15 protein-coding genes, 1 tRNA gene and 1 pseudogene are annotated in these 18,216 nt (G+C 69.0%); 12 read left to right on the forward strand and 5 right to left on the reverse strand.

All coding sequences use genetic code 11. The annotated features are described in order from the left end of the window. Positions 1–14: 14 nt before the first annotated feature. Entirely contained in the window at positions 15–1,010 is a 996-nt protein-coding gene (locus tag AC37TH_RS17410) for an SDR family oxidoreductase (protein ID WP_490765609.1), read from the reverse strand. A 95-nt stretch (positions 1,011–1,105) separates the two neighbouring features. Between AC37TH_RS17410 and AC37TH_RS17415 the strand changes: the two genes are divergently transcribed. From AC37TH_RS17415 to msrA, 3 genes are all read left to right on the forward strand, one after another. After that, positions 1,106–2,320 (forward strand): mechanosensitive ion channel family protein, encoded by a 1,215-nt coding sequence (locus tag AC37TH_RS17415; protein WP_490765610.1) that lies wholly within the window; start codon positions 1,106–1,108, stop codon positions 2,318–2,320. Positions 2,321–2,446: 126 nt separating this feature from the next. Continuing rightward, positions 2,447–2,908 (forward strand): peptide-methionine (R)-S-oxide reductase MsrB, encoded by a 462-nt coding sequence (gene msrB / locus AC37TH_RS17420; protein ID WP_490765611.1) that lies wholly within the window; start codon positions 2,447–2,449, stop codon positions 2,906–2,908. Continuing rightward, the gene (msrA, locus tag AC37TH_RS17425; protein ID WP_490765612.1) at positions 2,905–3,450 is read left to right on the forward strand and encodes a peptide-methionine (S)-S-oxide reductase MsrA; all 546 of its coding nucleotides are present in this window, start codon (positions 2,905–2,907) and stop codon (positions 3,448–3,450) included. Before msrB ends, msrA begins: the two co-directional genes overlap by 4 nt. Before the next feature lie 99 nt (positions 3,451–3,549). On the opposite strand, the gene AC37TH_RS17430 is transcribed toward msrA, so the two are convergent. After that, positions 3,550–3,622, reverse strand: a tRNA-Arg gene (locus tag AC37TH_RS17430). Positions 3,623–3,701: 79 nt separating this feature from the next. Next, complete coding sequence (locus AC37TH_RS17435; RefSeq protein WP_490765613.1) at positions 3,702–4,322, reverse strand: iron ABC transporter ATP-binding protein; 621 nt, start codon at positions 4,320–4,322, stop codon at positions 3,702–3,704. Between the two features lie 158 nt (positions 4,323–4,480). On the opposite strand from AC37TH_RS17435, the gene argS reads away from it, so the two are divergent. The 8 genes and pseudogenes from argS to prfA all read left to right on the forward strand — a co-directional run bounded on the left by argS (position 4,481) and on the right by prfA (position 15,584). After that, complete coding sequence (gene argS / locus AC37TH_RS17440; RefSeq protein ID WP_490765614.1) at positions 4,481–6,154, forward strand: arginine--tRNA ligase; 1,674 nt, start codon at positions 4,481–4,483, stop codon at positions 6,152–6,154. A 7-nt stretch (positions 6,155–6,161) separates the two neighbouring features. Then, complete coding sequence (locus AC37TH_RS17445) at positions 6,162–6,965, forward strand: LmeA family phospholipid-binding protein (protein ID WP_490765615.1); 804 nt, start codon at positions 6,162–6,164, stop codon at positions 6,963–6,965. Between the two features lie 157 nt (positions 6,966–7,122). After that, on the forward strand, positions 7,123–8,538 hold the full coding sequence (gene lysA, locus AC37TH_RS17450; protein ID WP_490765616.1) for a diaminopimelate decarboxylase: 1,416 nt from the start codon (positions 7,123–7,125) through the stop codon (positions 8,536–8,538). Continuing rightward, entirely contained in the window at positions 8,535–9,905 is a 1,371-nt protein-coding gene (locus AC37TH_RS17455) for a homoserine dehydrogenase (protein WP_490765617.1), read from the forward strand. The genes lysA and AC37TH_RS17455 overlap by 4 nt, the downstream gene beginning before the upstream one ends. Further along, a complete protein-coding gene (thrC, locus tag AC37TH_RS17460; RefSeq protein WP_490765618.1) occupies positions 9,905–11,011 on the forward strand; it encodes a threonine synthase in 1,107 nt (368 codons plus the stop codon). The genes AC37TH_RS17455 and thrC overlap by 1 nt, the downstream gene beginning before the upstream one ends. Then, a pseudogene (gene thrB / locus AC37TH_RS17465) lies at positions 11,008–11,969 on the forward strand (homoserine kinase). Before thrC ends, thrB begins: the two are co-directional and overlap by 4 nt. Before the next feature lie 219 nt (positions 11,970–12,188). Further along, positions 12,189–14,414, forward strand: a complete 2,226-nt coding sequence (rho, locus tag AC37TH_RS17470) for a transcription termination factor Rho (protein ID WP_490765619.1) — start codon at positions 12,189–12,191, stop codon at positions 14,412–14,414. A gap of 93 nt (positions 14,415–14,507) precedes the next feature. Then, the gene (prfA, locus tag AC37TH_RS17475) at positions 14,508–15,584 is read left to right on the forward strand and encodes a peptide chain release factor 1 (RefSeq protein WP_490765620.1); all 1,077 of its coding nucleotides are present in this window, start codon (positions 14,508–14,510) and stop codon (positions 15,582–15,584) included. 88 nt (positions 15,585–15,672) lie between these two features. Here prfA and epsC read toward each other — a convergent pair whose 3' ends face one another. Both epsC and cysK read right to left on the reverse strand, forming a co-directional pair. Next, the gene (epsC, locus tag AC37TH_RS17480) at positions 15,673–16,245 is read right to left on the reverse strand and encodes a serine O-acetyltransferase EpsC (protein WP_490765621.1); all 573 of its coding nucleotides are present in this window, start codon (positions 16,243–16,245) and stop codon (positions 15,673–15,675) included. A gap of 2 nt (positions 16,246–16,247) precedes the next feature. Beyond that, on the reverse strand, positions 16,248–17,186 hold the full coding sequence (cysK, locus tag AC37TH_RS17485) for a cysteine synthase A (protein WP_490765622.1): 939 nt from the start codon (positions 17,184–17,186) through the stop codon (positions 16,248–16,250). Positions 17,187–17,299: 113 nt separating this feature from the next. Here cysK and prmC point away from each other — a divergent pair, with 113 nt between their 5' ends. Next, positions 17,300–18,214 (forward strand): peptide chain release factor N(5)-glutamine methyltransferase, encoded by a 915-nt coding sequence (prmC, locus tag AC37TH_RS17490; RefSeq protein ID WP_490765623.1) that lies wholly within the window; start codon positions 17,300–17,302, stop codon positions 18,212–18,214. Positions 18,215–18,216: the final 2 nt, after the last annotated feature.

Genomic DNA, 18,216 nt, shown 5'->3' on the forward strand with positions numbered 1-18,216 from the left:
CGGCGCTGTCGCGCTCAGCCCAGGGCGCGCGCGTGCTCCACGAGCCGGTCGAACGCCGCATCCAGGTCGGGGTCGAGCCGCTGGCGGGAGGCGTCGGCGAGGAACCACTCCACGATCTCGCCCGCGCCCTTCGCGAACGGGATGCGCGCACGGAACTCCGGCACCAGCGCTTTGACCTTGCTGTTGTCGAACACCATGGAGTTGGCCTTGTCTCCGATCAGTCCCGGGCCGAGCTCGGGGACGACGGCCGCGATCGACTCGCTCGCCACGTGCACCAGTTCCGCCTCGACGCCGAGGCCCTCCGCCAGGTACGAGTAGATCTCGTTCCAGGTCGGCGCCTCGTCCGAGGTGATGTGGAACGCCTCGCCGACCGCTTCCGGGCGGCCGAGCAGCCCGACGTACGCGACGGCGAAGTCGGTGTTGTGCGTGATGGTCCAGAGGCTGGTGCCGTCGCCGTGCACCACGACGGGCGCTCCTCGCCGCATCCTGGCCAGGTCGGTCCAGTGCCCGCTCGTCGGGATCGACGTGCGGTCGTACGTGTGTGATGGGCGCACGATCGTGACCGGGAAGTTGCGCTCGCGGTACGCCTCGACCAGCAGGTCCTCGCACGCGATCTTGTCTCGGGAGTACTGCCAGAACGGGTTGCGCAGCGGCGTCGACTCCGTGACGGGCAGCCGGGACGGCGGCGTCTGGTACGCCGAGGCCGAACTGATGAACACGTACTGCCCGACGCGGCCCTCGAACAGCCGGAAGTCGGTCTGGATGTGCTCCGGCGTGAAGGCCAGGAACTCCGACACCACGTCGAAGCTGCGCTCTCCGAGCACGGCGTGCACGCTTTCCGGGTCCCGGATGTCGGCGTGCAGCACCTCCACCCCGTCCGGCAGCGGCCTGAGGCTCGATGCGCCGCGGTTGATCACCGTGACCTCGTGGCCTTCCTCGAGGGACCGAACGACACTGGCGGAGCTGATGACCCCCGTGCCGCCGATGAAGAGTGACCGTGTCGCTGCCATGCGTGCTCCTCGCTTCGTCGTCGACTTCCCCCGAGCACTCAGCGTAGCCCGCGCGTACACTCCTGGGCACACCCGATCCCCGAGAAGGAGCCCCCGTGTTCGTCCTCCGTTCCTGGCCGGGACTCGCCGTCGCCTGCGTGCTCGCCATCATCGCGGCGGTGGTGGTCACCGCCGTGCTCGGCGTCGTCTTCCGCGCCATTGCACGCCGCGCTGCTTGGGCTGCGCTCCTGATCGTGCGGGTCCGCATCCCGTTCCGCATCCTGTTGACGGTGATCGTCCTGTGGATCGCCGTCGCCGTCACTCTGCCACCGGAGGTGTCGCCCGGCTGGCGGGCGGCGATCCAGCACACGTTCCTGATTCTCACGATCGCGGCGGGCGTGTGGTTCGCGGCGGCGCTGGCGGTGTTCGTCGAAGACCTCGGTCTCGCCCGCTACCGCCTGGATGTGCCGGACAACCGCTACGCGAGGAAGGTGCGCACGCAGGTGCTCATCATCCGGAGGCTGACCATCGTGGCGGCTGTGGTCGTCGGTCTCGGCGCGATCCTCCTGACCTTCCCGGCCCTGCAGGCGGCGGGGGCGAGCATCCTGGCCTCGGCGGGAGTCATCGGCATCATCGCCGGTGTGGCGGCGCAGTCGACGCTCGCCAACCTGTTCGCCGGCCTGCAACTCGCGTTCAGCGACGCCATCAGGATCGACGACGTCGTGGTCGTGGAGCAGCAGTGGGGGACCATCGAGGAGATCACCCTCACCTATGTCGTCGTGCACATCTGGGACGACCGCCGGCTGGTGCTGCCGTCCAACTACTTCACCACCAAGCCGTTCGAGAACTGGACGCGGCAGCACAGCGAGCTCCTCGGCTCGGTCGAGTTCGACCTGGACTGGCGGGTGTCGCCGGGAGGCATGAGATCGGAGCTGAACAGGGTGCTCGCCTCGACCGATCTCTGGGACGGCCGCACCGGTGTGCTGCAGGTCACCGACGCCGTCTCCGGCTGGGTGCGGGTGCGCGTGCTGGTGACAGCCAGGGATGCGCCGACCCTGTTCGACCTGCGCTGCCTGGTCCGCGAGCGCCTGATCGACTGGCTGCAGCGGTACAGCGCCGCCTCCCTTCCGAGGACCCGCGTCGAGATGGTGGAGCCGCCTGAGCAGCTTCCCCCGCCGCCGCGCGCCAGGGAGCAGCAGGAGGCCGGTCTGTTCCACGGCACGCCCGAAGGCGAGCAGAGGGCGGCGCAGTTCACCGAGTCCATCCCGATCGTCCGCCAGGACGAGCAGGGCGTGGACGAGGCCGCCGACGGCGACGTGCCCCGGCGGTGATCTGAAGGGACGCATCCATTGCCAGCGAACCCACAGTTTCACCGGGACCAACCATCCGGTCCCGCGTGTTCTATCCACTGACGGCGCAGCAGCCAGCTGTGGCCGAACCCCGTCGAGGAGGATCACGTGTCACACGATTACAGCAAAAGCCAGGATGCAGTCTCCCGCCTGACCCCCGAGCAGTACGCCGTCACGCAGCGCGAGGCGACAGAGCCCGCTTTCCGCAACGAGTTCTGGGACAACAAGGAGGCGGGTCTGTACGTCGACATCGTCTCCGGGGAGCCGCTGTTCGCTTCGGTGAACAAGTACGACAGCCGCTCGGGCTGGCCGAGCTTCACGGTGCCGGTCGACCCGGCCAACATCGTCGAGAAGCGGGACAGGGCCTTCGGGATGGTGCGCACCGAGGTGCGTTCCGCTCACGGAGACAGCCATCTCGGCCACCTGTTCGACGACGGCCCCGCCGAGGCGGGAGGATTGCGTTACTGCATCAACTCCGCCGCCCTCCGTTTCATCCCGCTCGCCGACCTCGACACCGAGGGCTACGGCGACTACCGTCACCTGTTCGAGAATGAGGAGGTCACCCGATGACCGACGCAACACCCACCACCCCCGCCACTCCCGCCACGGAGAAGGCCGTCCTCGCCGGAGGCTGTTTCTGGGGCGTCGAAGACCTGATCCGCAAGCGCCCCGGCGTGCTCGACACCCGTGTCGGCTACACCGGAGGCGACGTGCCGAACGCCACATACCGCAACCACGGCACCCACGCCGAGGCGCTGGAGATCATCTTCGACCCGTCGAAGATCAGCTACCGCGACCTGCTGGAGTTCTTCTTCCAGATCCACGACCCGTCCACCAAGAACCGGCAGGGCAACGACGTCGGCACCAGCTACCGCTCGGCGATCTTCTATGAGAACGACGAGCAGCGCCGTGTCGCAGAGGACACCATCGCCGACGTCGACGCGTCCGGCCTGTGGCCCGGCCCCGTCGTCACCGAGCTCGCGCCCGCCGGCCCGTTCTGGGAGGCCGAGCCGGAGCACCAGGACTACCTGGAGCGCATCCCGTGGGGCTACACCTGCCACTACGTGCGTCCGGGCTGGAAGCTCCCGCACCGCGAGGAGGTCGCCGGCTGACCGCCGCGCACCACGCTGAACGTGCGAGAGGCCGTCCCTGTCGGGACGGCCTCTCGTCGTTTCTGTTCCTCTGGGTTTCTGTCCCTCGAGGAGGATGGGTGCCCCCAGTAGGATTTGAACCTACGGCCTTCTGCTCCGGAGGCAGACGCTCTATCCCCTGAGCTATGGGGGCCAGGGTGCTCATCCAGGCTAGCATCCCGCGCGCGCACCCGACGACGCTCGCGCGACTCGTGCGGCCAGCCCAGGATGCGCTACTTCGGGATGTTGCCGAGCACCGACTGCATGAGGGGCGCGGCGTCGCCCGGCTCGAAGAACGCGGTGGACTCCGCGACGATCCAGTACGGGCCGCGGAAGACCTGCACCTGACCGGGGGTCGCCTGCTTGAAGTATCCCTCGACCTCCGGAGGGACGCCGTACGTCGGCACCGGCGTCGCCGCGGTCACTGCGGCGTTCTTGAGGCCTTCGAGCGCACTCGCGGGAGGCTGGGCGACCGCGATCTCGATCACGTCGCCGCTCGTCTGGTTGAGCCACGCGCAGGTGACGCCCTTCCAGTCGGCGATCTGCTTCTCCAGGCTGCCGTCTTTCGGTGCGTAGCCGGGGTAGACGCCGAAGTTGGGGTTGAACGCGTACACCTGGTCGGGCGTGAACACCTGGTCGCAGGTGAGGGTGACGGGCGTCGGCGGGTCTGTCGGCGTCGGGGTTGCGCTCGGCGTCGGAGCCGACGTTCCTCCCGCGTTCGTCGCGACGGGCGGCTTCGTCGCGTCACCGGACCCCTTCGACGACCCTGCGCACGCGCTCAGGGTCAGGGTGCAGGCGAGGATCGCCGTGACGGCTGCGGCGGCTCGGAGGGCGGAGCGGTGGGACTTGGCCATGCGTGTTCGTTTCTCCGTCGGATGGTCGGGATGCGATGCGAGAGGGATGCGCAGCGGCGCACATCGCGACGACCCTATCAAGAGAGGTAGTGAGCACCGTGGTCGTCGCCCGTTCGTTAGGCAATCGATGCAGCCCGTGCCCGGTAGAATCGTTCTTCGTGACTCCTGCTGACCTCTCCGCCGCCCTGCTCGACATCGTGACCACCGTTGTCGACCGGCGACGCCAGGACGGCGCGGGCACCGACGTCGTCGTGACCATCGACGATGTCCCGCTGGAGCGCCCGAAGAACCGTGAGCACGGCGACTGGGCGTCGAACGTCGCCATGCGCCTCGCCAAGAAACTCGGAGCCAACCCGCGCGAGCTCGCCACCGAGATCGCCGAGGCGGCCGCCTCGATCGACGGCGTCGCCTCCGCCGAGGTCGCAAGGCCCGGGTTCATCAACTTCCGGCTGGATGCGGCTGCGGCCGGCCAGCTGGCCAAGGTCATCGTCGAAGCGGGTGACCAGTACGGCAACGGCCACCTCTACGACGGCCTGACCGTCAACCTGGAATTCGTCTCCGCCAACCCGACCGGCCCCATCCACATGGGCGGCGTGCGGTGGGCGGCCGTCGGCGACAGCCTGGCGCGCATCCTGCAGGCCGAGGGCGCAGACGTCACCCGCGAGTACTACTTCAACGACCACGGCTCGCAGATCGACCGGTTCGCTCGCAGTCTGCTCGCCGCGCACCTGGGCGAGCCGACGCCGGAGGACGGCTACGGCGGCGCGTACATCGGCGACATCGCCGCGCAGGTCGTCGAGCGGTACGACGGCGACATCTCGGCTCTCTCCCGCGACGAGCAGCAGGAGGTGTTCCGCCGCATCGGCACCGAGCTGATGTTCGCGGAGATCAAGGCGAAACTGCACAGCTTCGGCGTCGACTTCGACGTCTACTTCCACGAGGACTCCCTGCACGAGTCCGGCGCCGTCGAGCGCGCCATCGAGCGGCTGCGCGAGCAGGGTCACATCTTCGAGGAGGACGGCGCCATCTGGCTCCGCACCACCACGTTCGGCGACGACCGCGACCGCGTCGTCATCCGCTCCAACGGCGAGCCCGCATACATCTCCGGCGACCTCGGCTACTACCTCGACAAGCGCGAGCGCGGGTTCGAGCAGAACCTCATCATGCTGGGCGCGGACCACCACGGCTACGTCGGCCGCATGATGGCGATGGTGGAAGCGTTCGGCGATGTCCCCAACGTCAACCTGCAGATCCTGATCGGCCAGATGGTCAACCTGATGCGCGACGGCGAGCCGGTCAAGATGTCGAAGCGGGCGGGCACCATCGTCACCCTCGACGACCTGGTGGATGCGGTGGGCGTCGACGCAGGGCGCTACGCCCTGGTGCGCTCGTCCAGCGACTCCCAGCTCGACATCGACCTCGACCTGCTCAGCAAGCGCAGCAACGAGAACCCCGTCTTCTACGTGCAGTACGCCCACGCGCGCACCTGCTCCGTCGCGACGAACGCCGCGGCGGCGGGCGTCGACCGCAGCGCGTTCGCGCCAGAGCTGCTCACCCACGAGAGCGAGTCGGCGCTGCTCGGCGGCCTGCAGGAGTTCCCGCGGATCGTCGCCCAGGCGGCCGAGCTGCGCGAACCGCACCGCGTGGCCCGCTACATCGAGGAGCTGGCCGGGCTCTACCACACCTGGTACGCGGCGACCCGCGTCATCCCGCTCGGCGACGAGCCCGTCACCGACCTGCACCGCACCCGCCTGTGGCTGAACGACGCCACCGGCCAGGTGATCCGCAACGGTCTCGGCCTCGTCGGCGTCTCCGCGCCGGAGCGAATGTGAGCGCTGCATGACTGACCAGCAGCCCACCGAGACGATCGTCCAGTCCACAGAGACGACCGAGCCGCCGACGCGCAGGCGGACGCTGCGCCTGGTGCTCTGGATCGTCATCCCGATCGTCGCGCTCGTCGCCGTGTTCTTCATCGCGGACGCCATCGTGCGCGCTGTGGCGGAGCAGCGGATCTCCGCCGAGGTGGAGAAGAGCCTGCCCGCCGAGGTGAGGGGTGACATCTCCACCCACATCGGCGGCGTGTCCGTGCTGCAGCAATACCTCAGCGGCCGGTTCGAGAAGGTCGTGCTCGACGCGCCCGCGCTGAGCGTCAACGGCTCGCCGATCGCGGCCACGATCACGGCATCCGGCGTCCCCTCCGACTTCTCGAAGCCGGTGCAGAGCATCGACGGTTCGCTCACCATCTCGCAGTCGTCGCTGAACAAGCTCGTCACCGTCCCCGGTGTCGACGGCGACCTCGCCCTCGGCGCTGGAACCCTGAGCTACAACGGAACGGCGTCCCTTCTCGGCCTGCCGATCGGCTACACCGTGACGGTCGCCCCCGAAGCGGCGGGCAAGACCGTCAACCTGCAGCCGGTGGATGCGAAGGTCACCACCGGCGGCGGCACCGGCGCCCTCGACCTGTCCACGCTCGTCAAGGCGCTGACCAGCAGGGGCCCCATCCCGGTCTGCGTCGCCCAGTATCTCCCGGACGGCGTCCTGGTGAACGACATCGCGATCACGAAGGGCACCGCGACAGTGAAGCTGAACGCCGAGCAGTTCGTGGTGAACGAGAAGTCGCTGCAGAGCAAGGGCAGCTGCTGACCATCCCGTCGTAACACGGATGAATCCACCACCGGACCCCCGATAGACTTCCGGTACTTCTCCACCGGCTTCAGGGACCAATCCGGGTCCGCTCGCCTCCGAGAGACCCCCACTCGAATCATTCCGTGAGGTTTTCCCTGTGGCTATCAACGAACGCATGGCTTCTGCGTCCAATCCACTCGCCCCCGACTGGCTCGCTGTGCCCGGCGACGCCAACGACATCGCTCCGCACCTGTGGTCGCGGACTGTCCACAGAGAAGACGGCGAGCTCGTCGTCGGAGGGGTGACGGCCACCGAGCTGGCCGCCCGCTACGGCACGCCTGTGTACATCGTCGACGAGGCGGAGGCGCGTGAGCGGGCCGCCGAGGTCCGTTCGGCTCTGGTCGGTGCCTTCGAGGCGGTCGGCGGCTCCGCGAAGGTCTACTACGCCGGGAAGGCGTTCCTCAGCATCGAGGTCGCCCGCTGGATGGCGGACGCCGGCCTCAACATCGACGTGTGCAGCGGTGGGGAGCTCGCCGTCGCCCTCGCCGCGGGTGTCTCGCCGGACCGGATGGGCTTCCACGGCAACAACAAGTCGCTCGCCGAGATCGACAGGGCTGTCTCCCTCGGCATCGGGACGATCGTCATCGACAGCCTGCAGGAGATCGAGCGCGTCGCCGACGCCGCAGACAGGCACGGGCGCATCCAGTCGGTGCGGCTGCGCGTCAACAGCGGCGTGCACGCACACACTCACGCGTTCCTCGCGACGGCGCACGAGGATCAGAAGTTCGGGATCGGGCTGGCCGCCGCGGCCGACGCCGTCGCGCGCATCCGGAGCCACGGGTCGTTGAACTTCCTGGGGCTGCACTGTCACATCGGCTCGCAGATCTTCGGGTCGGACGGTTTCGCGGAGTCCGCCGCCCGGCTGCTGGCCGTGCACACCGAACTGCTGGCCGGAGGTCCCGTGCCCGAGCTGAACCTTGGCGGCGGCTTCGGCATCGCGTACACGGCGGCCGACGACCCGGCGCCGATCGGGGAGCTCGCGACCACCATCGCGCAGACCGTCGCCGCACGCTGCGCCGAGCTCGGCATCCCGCTCCCTGTCGTCGCGTTCGAGCCGGGCCGCACCATCATCGGCACGGCGGGGCTCACCCTCTACACCGTGGGCACCACCAAGGATGTGCCTGTCGCGTTCCAGGATGACGGCGAGACCGCGATCCGCCGCTACGTGAGTGTCGACGGCGGCATGAGCGACAACGCACGCACCGCGCTCTATGGCGCCGAATACTCCGTGCGCATCGCGGGCAGGTCGTCGGAGGCGCCGGCCGAGCTGGTGCGCATCGCCGGCAAGCACTGCGAGAGCGGCGACATCGTCGTCGACGCCGACTACCTTCCCGGCGACGTCACTCCGGGCGACCTGCTCGCCGTCCCGGCGACGGGCGCATATTGCTGGTCGCTCGCGAGCAACTACAACTTCGTCGGCCGGCCGCCGGTGATCGCCGTGCGCGACGGTGCGTCGCGGGTGATCGTGCGCGGTGAGACCGAGAACGACCTGCTGTCGAGAGACGCAGCATACGAGGGAGCCAACGCATGATCGAGTACCGCAACCTCCGGGTCGCCCTGCTTGGTGCAGGCTCCGTCGGAGCGCAGGTGGCGCGGCTGCTGCTGGAGCAGGGCGACGAGTTCGCCTCCCGGGTCGGCGCGAAGCTCGAACTGGTCGGCATCGCCGTGCGCGACGTGGATGCGCCGCGCGACGTCGACCTTCCGCGCGAGCTGTTCACGACGGACGCCGTCTCCCTCATCCTCGGCGCCGACATCGTCGTCGAGCTGATGGGCGGCATCGAGCCCGCCCGCGGCTACGTGCTGCAGGCGCTCAACTCCGGTGCGGACGTCATCACGGCGAACAAGGCGCTGATGGCGACGCACGGGCCCGAACTGTTCGAGGCGGCCGAGCAGGTGGGCGCGCAGCTCTACTACGAGGCGGCCGTCGCTGGCGCCATCCCGATCATCCGGCCACTGCGCGACAGTCTCGCGGGGGACAGGGTCAACCGCATCCTCGGCATCGTCAACGGCACCACCAACTTCATCCTCGACCGCATGGATGTACACGGCGAATCGCTGCAGGACGCACTCGCCACCGCGACGGACCGCGGATACGCCGAGGCAGACCCGACGGCGGACATCGGCGGGTACGACGCAGCGCAGAAGGCCGCGATCCTCGCGAGCCTCGCCTTCCACACCACCGTGCCGCTCGAATCGGTCTACCGCGAGGGCATCACCGCCGTCACCAAGTCGCAGGTCGACGCGGCCCGCGAGGGCGGCTCGGTCATCAAGCTGCTCGCGATCTGCGAACGCCTCACCGACCCGGAGACGGGCGAAGAGGGCGTCTCGGCCAGGGTCTACCCGGCGCTGATCAGCCGCGACCACCCGCTGGCCGCTGTGCACGGAGCCCACAACGCCGTGTTCGTGCAGGCCGCAGCGGCCGGTGACCTCATGTTCTACGGCGCAGGTGCCGGGGGAGTGGAGACGGCGTCCGCCGTTCTCGGAGACCTGGTCTCCGCCGCCCGCCGCCACGTCGTCGGCGGCCCAGGCGTCGCGGAGTCGACGCACGCGGCGCTGCCGGTGCTCGACATCGGCCGCGTCGTCACCCGCTACCAGATCACCCTGGATGTGGCGGACCAGCCCGGCGTGCTCGCCGCGGTCGCGCGCATCCTGAGCGATGGCGGAGTGAGTGTGGAGACGGTGCAGCAGTCTGTGCCGAGCACCACGGGGCCCGTTCCGCTTCCCGGTGTCGTCATCGCGGGTAACGCCCCGGTTCACGGTCCGGGCGCGCCCACCGCTACCCTGGTTATCGGCACCCACGAGGCCGAGGAGGCCGCACTTGCGGCCACCGTGGAGGCTCTCGCGGCGAGCGACGCCGTGACAGCCATCTCATCCGTACTCCGAGTCGAAGGATCGTAATGCCCGAGAAAGCGAATAGTCGTCAGTGGCGGGGCGTCCTGCGTGAATACGCGGACCGCCTGAACATCAGCGATGCCACTCCGATCGTGACGCTCGGCGAGGGCGGCACCCCGCTGCTGCCCGCCCCTGCGCTCTCCGCGCGCACGGGTGCGAACGTCTTCGTCAAGTTCGAGGGCATGAACCCGACAGGCTCCTTCAAAGACCGCGGCATGACGATGGCGATCTCGAAGGCCGTCGAGCACGGCGCGAAGGCCGTCATCTGCGCCTCCACCGGCAACACCTCGGCGTCGGCCGCCGCCTACGCGACGCACGCGGGCATCCAGGCCGTCGTGCTGGTGCCGGAGGGCAAGATCGCGATGGGCAAGCTCAGCCAGGCCATTGCGCACAACGCGCAGCTGCTGCAGGTGCAGGGCAACTTCGACGACTGTCTCGACATCGCGCGCGAACTCGCCACCAACTACCCGGTCCACCTCGTCAACTCGGTCAACCCCGACCGCATCGAGGGACAGAAGACGGCCGCCTTCGAGGTCGTCGAGGTGCTCGGAGACGCTCCGGACTTCCACTTCGTCCCCGTCGGCAATGCGGGCAACTACACGGCGTACCACCGCGGATACACCGAGGAGCTGCAGCGCGGAGAGGCCACCAAGCTGCCCAGGATGTTCGGCTTCCAGGCCGCGGGCAGCGCACCGATCGTGCTCGGCCAGCCGGTGAAGAACCCCGACACCATCGCCACCGCCATCCGGATCGGCAACCCTGCGTCGTGGGAGCTCGCGCTCAACGCCCGCGACGACAGCGACGGATACTTCGGCGCGATCTCCGACGAGCACATCCTCGAAGCCCAGCGCATCCTGTCGGCCGAGGTCGGCATCTTCGTCGAGCCCGCGTCCGCGATCAGCGTCGCCGGACTCCTCGAGCGCTCGGCGGCCGGTGTCATCCCGGCCGGCGCAACGGTCGTCCTCACGGTCACCGGTCACGGACTCAAGGACCCGCAGTGGGCGCTCCGCACGGCAGACGGCTCCGACGTGCAGCCCACGGTCGTCCCCGTCGACACCTCCGCCATCGCCGACGTGCTCGGTCTGGTGGCGAGCGAAGGGTCGAACGCGTGACCTTCCAGGCCGCCGACCTGCGCGGACGCGCGGTCACGGTCAAGGTCCCTGCGACCAGCGCCAACCTCGGCCCCGGTTTCGACACGCTCGGTCTCGCCCTCGCTCTCTACGACGAACTGCAGGTGTCGGTCCGCGACGAGCCGGGCGCGACGGTCGAGGTCATCGGCGTCGGCGCGGGTGAGGTGCCGACGGACGAGACGAACCTTGTCGTGCGGGCCATCGCGCACACTTTCGCCTCGGTCGGCCACCCGCTGCCCGGTCTCAGCCTCGTCGCGCGCAACAACATCCCGCACGGCAGGGGGCTCGGCTCGTCCGGCGCCGCCATCGTGTCCGGCATCATGGCGGCCAAGGGGCTGCTCGACGGCATCGTCGAGTTCGACTCCCAGGGCCTCCTCGCGCTCGCGAACGACATGGAGGGCCACCCGGACAATGTGGCTCCCGCGCTGTTCGGCGGCCTGACGATCGCCTGGGTGACCCCGGAGGTCCCCGCTTCAAGAAGCTGATCGTGCACCGCGGCGTCTCGCCGCTCGTGCTCGTGCCGGAGCACGTCATGTCGACGGCGCTCGCCCGCAGCCTGCAGCCGCAGTCCGTGCCCCACGAGGACGCGGTCTTCAACGTCTCCCGCTCGGCCCTGCTGGTCGCGGCCCTCATCCAGAGCCCGGAACTGCTGCACGCCGCGACGGAGGACAAGCTTCACCAGAGCTATCGTGCCTCGGCCATGCCGGAGACCAACCGGCTGATCACGCTGCTGCGCGAGAACGGCTTCGCTGCTGTCGTCTCCGGTGCCGGGCCGTCGGTCCTCGTGCTCTGCAGCGACCCGAGCCAGCGGCTCGCCGCCGCCGAGCTCGCCGCGGCGCAGTCGGAGACGCCGTGGCAGGCGCTCATGCTCGCCGTGGACTTCAAGGGGGCGACGGTCGCTCAGCTCGCCGCGAGAACAGTGGACACGCCGGTCGCGTAGCGTCAAAAGCGCACCCGCAACAGTGGTAAACTGTGCCTGCACCCGCAGAGACCTCACCAATGAGCGAATCTGATCTTCGGGTGATTTCTAGCAATCATGCCGTCACTCCTACCTGTGCACCCGAGTACCTTTCGGTGACACCGCAGAAAAGGTAGTTCATGTGACGAGTGCTCCAGACGACGGCGAGAATCGCACGTCGGGGGAAAGGAATCCTCTTCAGTGACTGATGTCGAACTCCACGCCGGGGGCGTGGACACCAGCGACCTGACCTCCCTCAAGGTGGCAGAGCTTCAGGCTCTCGCCTCCCAGTTGGGACTTCAGGGAGCAACCAAGCTTCGCAAGGGCGAGCTCGTGGCGGCCATCGCCGCGGCGCGTGCGGAGGCCGCGGGTTCCGCGACCGACGCCGCTCCTGCTGCCGAACCGGCAGCGGAGAACGCCCGTGCAGCATCCCAGGTGCTCATCGAGCCGCTCATCGCCGAGCCGGCCTCTTCGGAGCCGCACGTCGGTGAAGCTGTGCTTCCCGCGACCGCTCCGGCGGAGCAGGCGCCGCGCCGCCGCGGTTCGCGCCGCGCATCGAGCGCCGACGGCACCGGGATCGCAGCGGGAACGCACGTGAACACCGGCGCCACCGGCGTCGAGTCCCTCATCCCCGATGTGGATGCGCTGCTCGACTCCGCGCTCGCCAACCGCGAGTCCGCCGCCCAGCAGGCCACCGCAGACGCCGATAAGCCGGCCGAGCAGGCCCAGGGCCAGGGGCGCAACAACCGCCGCCGCGGTCGCAACCAGGGCGCAGAGCAGAACGCTCAGCAGGAGCAGGGCGAGAAGTCCGAGCCCGCCGCATCCCAGGATGCCGCAGACACTCAGGGCGTCGCTCAGGGCGACGCGCAGGGCGACGGCGAGCAGCAGCCCCGTCAGGGCCGCAACCGCAACAGGAACCGCAACAAGAACGCGCAGGGTCAGGGCGACGCCCAGCAGGGCCAGGGTCAGCAGGGCCAGGGTCAGCAGGCCCAGGGTCAGCAGGCCGACCGCGACGAGAAGCAGGGCGCGCAGGGCCAGAACGGCCAGCAGAACCGCAACGCCCAGCAGAACCGCAACAGCCAGGACGGCCGCAACAGCCAGGACGGCCGTAACGGACAGCAGAGCCGCAACGACCAGGACCTTCAGGACGGCGACCGCGCAGGCCGCAGCCGTTACCGCGACCGCAAGCGTCGCGGAGGCGTCGGCACCGACGAGCTGGAGCCGGAGATCAGCGAGGACGACGTCCTCATCCCGGTCGCGGGCATCCTGGATGTGCTCGACAACTACGCGTTCGTGCGCACCTCCGGCTACCTGCCTGGTTCGAGCGACGTCTACGTCTCCCTCGGCCAGGTCAAGAAGTACAACCTGCGCAAGGGCGACGCCGTGGTCGGCGCCATCCGCCAGCCGCGCGAGGGCGAGAACAACACCCGCCAGAAGTACAACGCGATCGTCAAGGTCGACTCGATCAACGGCCAGAGCATCGAAGAGGCCGCCGGCCGCGTCGAGTTCGGCAAGCTGACCCCGCTCTACCCGCAGGAGCGCCTGCGCCTCGAGACGGAGCCCGGCAAGCTGACGCAGCGCATCATCGACCTCGTCGCCCCGATCGGCAAGGGTCAGCGCGGCCTGATCGTCGCGCCGCCGAAGGCCGGCAAGACGATCGTCATGCAGCAGATCGCCAACGCCATCACCACGAACAACCCTGAGGTACACCTCATGGTCGTCCTGGTCGACGAGCGTCCTGAAGAGGTCACCGACATGCAGCGCACGGTGAAGGGCGAGGTCATCGCCTCGACCTTCGACCGTCCGGCTGAGGACCACACCACGGTCGCCGAGCTCGCCATCGAGCGTGCCAAGCGCCTGGTGGAGCTGGGTCACGACGTCGTCGTGCTGCTCGACTCGATCACCCGTCTGGGGCGTGCGTACAACCTGGCTGCTCCGGCATCCGGTCGTATTCTGTCCGGCGGTGTCGACGCCTCGGCGCTGTACCCGCCGAAGCGGTTCTTCGGCGCTGCGCGCAACATCGAGCACGGCGGATCGCTCACGATCCTCGCCTCTGCTCTGGTGGAGACCGGGTCCAAGATGGACGAGGTCATCTTCGAGGAGTTCAAGGGCACCGGCAACATGGAGCTCCGCCTGTCGCGCCAGCTGGCAGACAAGCGCATCTTCCCGGCCGTGGATGTCAACGCCTCCGGCACCCGCCGCGAAGAGATGCTGATGGGCGCCGACGAGGTCAAGATCACCTGGAAGCTGCGTCGCGCCCTCGCCGGCCTCGACCAGCAGCAGGCGCTCGAGATCGTGCTCGGCCGCCTCAAGGAGACCTCGAGCAACGTCGAGTTCCTGATGCAGGTGCAGAAGTCGATGCCGGCTGCCCCGGCCAACGGCCACGGCACCGCGCACTCGCACGGCCACGAGAACGACCACCGCTAGCTGAGAAGTGCCCGCCGGCGTCGCCACCTGGCGACGCCGACGGGCACTTTTCCGTTCCCGGACACGCTCCTCCCCACTCAGAAAGAAGACGCCATGTTCGAATCGGTGAACAGCCTGATCGCCGAGCACGACGACCTGCAGGAGCAGCTCGCCGACCCGGAGCTGCACGGTGACCCCGTGCGCTCCAAGAAGGTGAACCGTCGCTACGCGGAGCTCAGCCGCATCGTCGCCTCGTATAACCAGTGGAAGCAGCTCGAGGACGACCTCGCCGCCGCCAGGGAGCTGGCTGCGGAGGACGAGGCGTTCGCCGAGGAGATCCCAGGCCTCGAGGCGAGCCTGGAGGAGTCGGGGGAGAAGCTGCGCAGGCTGCTGATCCCGCGCGACCCCAACGACAGCCGCGACGTGATCATGGAGATCAAGATGGGCGAGGGCGGCGCGGAGTCAGCGCTGTTCGCCGCCGACCTGCTGCGGATGTACCTGCACTACGCGGAGTCGAAGAAGTGGAAGACCGAGATCCTGGAGCAGACCTCCAGCGACCTCGGCGGCATCAAAGACGTGCAGCTCGCCATCAAGGGCTCGTCGAGCGACCCGGCGGAGGGCGTCTGGGCACACCTCAAGTACGAGGGTGGCGTGCACCGCGTGCAGCGGGTGCCGGCGACCGAGTCGCAGGGGCGCATCCACACGTCGGCGGCCGGCGTGCTCGTCTTCCCCGAGGTGGACGAGCCGGAGGAGGTCGAGATCAACCAGAACGACCTCAAGATCGACGTCTACCGGTCGAGCGGCCCCGGCGGCCAGTCGGTGAACACGACCGACTCCGCCGTGCGCATCACGCACCTCCCGACCGGCATCGTCGTCGCCATGCAGAACGAGAAGAGCCAGCTGCAGAACCGCGAGGCCGGGATGCGCGTGCTGCGCGCCCGCGTGCTCGCCCGCCAGCAGGAGGAACTGGATGCGGAGGCCGCTGCCGTCCGCAAGAGCCAGATCCGCACGATGGACCGCTCGGAGCGCATCCGCACGTACAACTTCCCCGAGAACCGGATCGCCGATCACCGCACCGGCTACAAGGCCTACAACCTCGACGCCGTCATGAACGGCGCCCTCGAACCGGTCATCGAGTCGTGCATCCACGCCGACGAGGAGTCCCGCCTCGCCGACCTCGGCACCGACTGAATAATCGAGTCCGGACTTATGCACGCGACACGCCAGCGTGTCGCGTGCATAAGTCCGGACTCGATTGCTTGAGGGCCGGAGCGGGAGCTCAGATGTAGATGGCGGGGTCGAGGAAGTCGTCGCCGGGGATCTGCTCGTGGCCGGTGCGCGGGCGCGCGCGGGCGGGAACGCCGGTGAGTACGGAGCCCTCGGGGGCGTCGTGGATGACGACGGCGTTCGCGCCGATGACGGTGTGCGCGCCGATCGTGATCGCGCCGAGCACCTTCGCACCCGCCCCCACGATCACGCTGTCGCCGATGGTGGGGTGCCGCTTGCCGTGACCGCTGCCCTTCCCGCCGAGCGTGACACCGTGGTACAGCATCACGTCGTCGCCGACGAAGGTGGTCTCTCCGATCACCACGCCCATCCCGTGGTCGATGAAGAAGCGACGGCCGATGGTCGCGCCGGGGTGGATCTCGATGCCGGTCAGGAATCGGGTGAACTGCGACAGGAACCTGGCCGGCATCTTCAAGCCGTTGCGCCACAGCCGGTGCGCGACGCGGTACGACCACACCGCGTGCAGGCCCGAGTACGCCGTGAAGACTTCGAAGCCGCTGCGCGCGGCCGGATCGTGCTTGCGCGCGTTGGCGATGTCCTCGCGGACGCGGGAGATGAACGCCAAGATCAGTCCAGCAGGTCGGCCCAGAGCGGGGTCGAGATGTAGCGCTCACCGGTGTCCGCGACGATGACGACGATCGTCTTGCCCGCGTTCTCCGGCCGCTTGGCGAGCTCGAGGGCCGCCCACACGCTCGCACCGGAGGAGATCCCGGCCAGGATGCCCTCCTCGCTGGCGAGCCTCTTGGCGATGTCGAGCGCGTCGTCGAACGACGCGTCGATGACCTCGTCGTACACCGTGGTGTCGAGGACCTCCGGGACGAAGTTCGCGCCGATGCCCTGGATCTTGTGCGGGCCGGGCTTGCCGCCGTTCAGGATGGGGGAGTCGATCGGCTCGACCGCCACCACGGTCACGTCCGGCTTCCGCTCCTTGAGCACCTGGCCGACGCCCGTGATCGTGCCGCCGGTGCCGATGCCCGCGACGAAGATGTCGACGTCTCCATCGGTGTCCGCCCAGATCTCCTCGGCCGTCGTCGCCCGGTGGATGGCCGGGTTGGCCTCATTGGCGAACTGCTGCGCCCAGATGGCGTTATCGGTGCTCGCGACGAGCTCCTTGGCTTTCTCGACCGCTCCGCGCATCCCGTCGGGGCCGGGCGTGAGGACGATCTCGGCACCGAACGCGCGCAGCAGCACGCGGCGCTCCTTGCTCATGGTCTCCGGCATGGTGAGGATGACCTTGTAGCCGCGGGCCGCTCCGACCATCGCCAGCGCGATGCCGGTGTTGCCGCTGGTGCCCTCCACGATGGTGCCACCGGGGCGCAGGGCTCCCGCCTTCTCGGCGGCGTCGATGATCGCGACGCCGATGCGGTCTTTGACACTGCCCGCCGGGTTGTAGAACTCCAGCTTCGCCAGCACGGTGGCGCCCGCACCCTCCGCGATGCGATTGAGCTTCACGAGCGGGGTCTTGCCGACCGCCTCGGTGATGTTGTCGTAGACGTGACGTGTCATGGCTCTTCCTCGTTGACGCTGGTGGACGGTGTGAAAGCGTTACAACTCTATTCCCCGCACCGGTGACAGTGGCCTGTGTGACGCTGCTCGACGTGCCGTATGCTCGACGGGCCATGTCATCCGAAGTATCCTCGTCCTCGTCCGCTGAGTCGTCATCCGTGCCGTCTTCGCCGCTCACCGTGCGCGCCGTCCGCGACGAGGTCGCAGCGCTGCTCGCGCGCGCCGGCGTCCCCGACCCTGAGGTGGACGCCGACCTGCTCGTCGGCCACGTCATCGGCGAGGGCCGCGGACGCGTCCAGGCGCTCATCTACCTGGATGCGACGGTCCAGGATGCGGACGTCTCCCGTCTCCGGGAGCTCGCCGCCCGCCGCGCCGCCCGGGAGCCGCTGCAGCACATCACCGGCACCGCACCGTTCCGCTCCCTGGAGCTGGCGGTCGGTCCCGGCGTGTTCGTGCCCCGTCCGGAGACGGAGCAGGTCGTGCAGTTCGCGATCGACGCGCTGCGCGCCGTTCCGAGCGCTGAGCCGATCGGCGTCGACCTCGGGACGGGGAGCGGCGCCATCGCGCTGGCGATGGCGACGGAGGTGCCGCACGCGCGCATCCACGCTGTCGAGAACTCGCCGGAGGCGTTCAGCTGGGCCAAGCGCAACGTGGAGGAGTCCGGCGCGACCAACGCGAGTGTCGTGTTCGTCGACCTCGCCGACGCCTTCCCTGAGCTGGACGGCACGGTCGACGTGGTCATCTCGAACCCGCCGTACATTCCGGCCGAGGCGATCCCACGCGACCCGGAGGTGCGGCTCTACGACCCGCCCGCCGCGCTCTACGGCGGGGCGGACGGCCTGGATGTGGTGCGCACCATCTCGCACGTCGCCCAGCGGCTGCTGCACCCTGGCGGAACGCTCGTGTTGGAGCACGGCGAGCTGCAGGGCGCAGAGATCCGCGCGCTGCTGACGGCCGATGGATGGCGCGGGGCGGCGACGCACCGCGACCTCACGACGCGCGACCGCACCACCACCGCGATCCGGTAGCG

Source organism: Leifsonia sp. McL0627 (assembly GCF_058244615.1).